The organism is Melaminivora alkalimesophila (assembly GCF_000282995.1).
Lineage (GTDB): Bacteria > Pseudomonadota > Gammaproteobacteria > Burkholderiales > Burkholderiaceae_C > Melaminivora > Melaminivora alkalimesophila.
The window spans coordinates 1-1,625 of the sequence record NZ_ALEE01000496.1 but is presented as its reverse complement, the minus strand read 5'-3'; the positions used below and the strand labels follow the sequence as shown (position 1 = coordinate 1,625).

Here is a 1,625-nt window from a genome sequence, read left to right as displayed (position 1 = left end):
CCGGCAGGCCTGCGGCGGCGCCAGGCGCTCGCCTGGGCGGGCGCTGCCGCGGCGCTCGGCGCCCTGTCCGGCTGTGCGGAGCTCGGCGCGGCGCGCCTGCGCCTGAGCGTGCAGGAGCTGGAGCAGGCGCTGGCGACGCGCTTCCCGCGCCGCTACCCGCTGGTGCCGCGCCTGCTGGAGCTGGAATTGCTCGCGCCGCGCGTGCGCCTGCTGCCCGAGAGCGACCAGCTCAACGCCGTGCTGGACGTGCAGGCGAGCGGCGCGCTGCTGGGCGGCCGCCGGCCGCGCGGCGTGCTCGACGTGGACTTCGGCCTGCGCTACGAGCCCGCCGACCACAGCATCCGCAGCGAGCGCGTGCAGCTGAACCTGCTGCGCCTGGAGGAGCTGCCGCCCGCCGTGGCCGAGCAGCTGCTGCGCTACGGCGCGCCGCTGGCGGAGCAGGCGCTGTCGGACGTGGCGCTGTACCGGTTGCGGCCCGAGGACGTGGCGCGCACGGAGTCGCTGGGCGTGCCGCGCATCCGCGTCACAGCGAATGCGCTAGTGGTGGAGTTCGAGCCGCGGCCGCCGCGCTGATGCCCACGTGCCGCGCCGCCTGCCGTCCTACGCCGCGCCGGCACCGGGTGCTGCTACAAAGCGGCATTGCCATCCGTTTTGCTTCGAGCCCCCCATGAGCCCGTCCGACGCCCCCCGCCTGCCCTCCTCTTCTCCTGTCGCCGCCGCGGCCCCGGTGGTCGTCATCACCGGGGCCTCCAGCGGCATCGGCCACGCCACGGCCCTGGCCTTCGCGCGCCGCGGCGCGCGGCTGGTGCTGGCCTCGCGCAATGCCGGAACGCTTGCGCCGGTGGCCCTGGCCTGCCGCGCCGAAGGCGGCACGGCGCTGGGCATCCCTACCGACGTCACCGACCCCGAGGCCGTGCAGGCCCTGGCCGACAAGGCGGTGCGCCACTTCGGCCGCATCGACGTCTGGGTGAATGCTGTGGGCGTGGGTGCCGTCGGGCGCTTTGACGAGGTGCCGCTGGCGGCGCATCGGCGCGTGATCGAGGCCAACCTGCTGGGCCACCTGCACGGCGCGCACGCCGCGCTGTCGCGCTTTCGCCGCCAGGGCCACGGCCTGCTGGTGAACCTGGTCTCCGTCGGCGGCTGGCTGCCCACGCCCTACGCCGCCGCCTACGCGGCCAGCAAGTTCGGCGCGCGCGCCCTGTCGGAGACGCTGCGCGCCGAGGTGGCGGACCTGCCGCGGGTGTACGTGTGCGACATCGCGCCCACCTTCGTGTCCTCGCCCGGGCTGTCGCACGGCGCCAACTACACCGGCCGGCGGCTCGACCCGCCCCTGCCCAAGGTGGATCCGCGCGCCGTGGCCCAGGCCATCGTGGACCTGGCGGACGCGCCCCAGCCCCGCGCCGTGACCTGGATGGGCCTGGGCAGCACCGCCGGCCGTGTGGCGCACGCCCTCGCGCCCGGGGGCACGGCACGCGCCATGCGCTGGGCGAGCGACGTGGCGCTGCGCCGCGCGCGGCCGGCGCCGCCGAACGAGGGCAACCTGTTCCGTCCCTCGCTGCGCACCGGCGTGGACGGCGAATTCCACCACAGCGGACGCGCCCTGCTGGCGGCGCTGGCCACCGCGG

General features: G+C 76.6%; 2 protein-coding genes. Both read left to right on the top strand.

Annotation, left to right across the window (positions count from 1 at the left end; translation table 11 throughout):
- Window positions 1-573: hypothetical protein (locus A612_RS17385; protein ID WP_019374302.1), on the top strand; the 573-nt coding region annotated here is incomplete at its 5' end.
- A 94-nt stretch (window positions 574-667) separates the two neighbouring features.
- Window positions 668-1,625, top strand: a 958-nt coding sequence (locus tag A612_RS09700; protein WP_040436530.1) for an SDR family oxidoreductase, incomplete at its 3' end; no start/stop codon positions are given.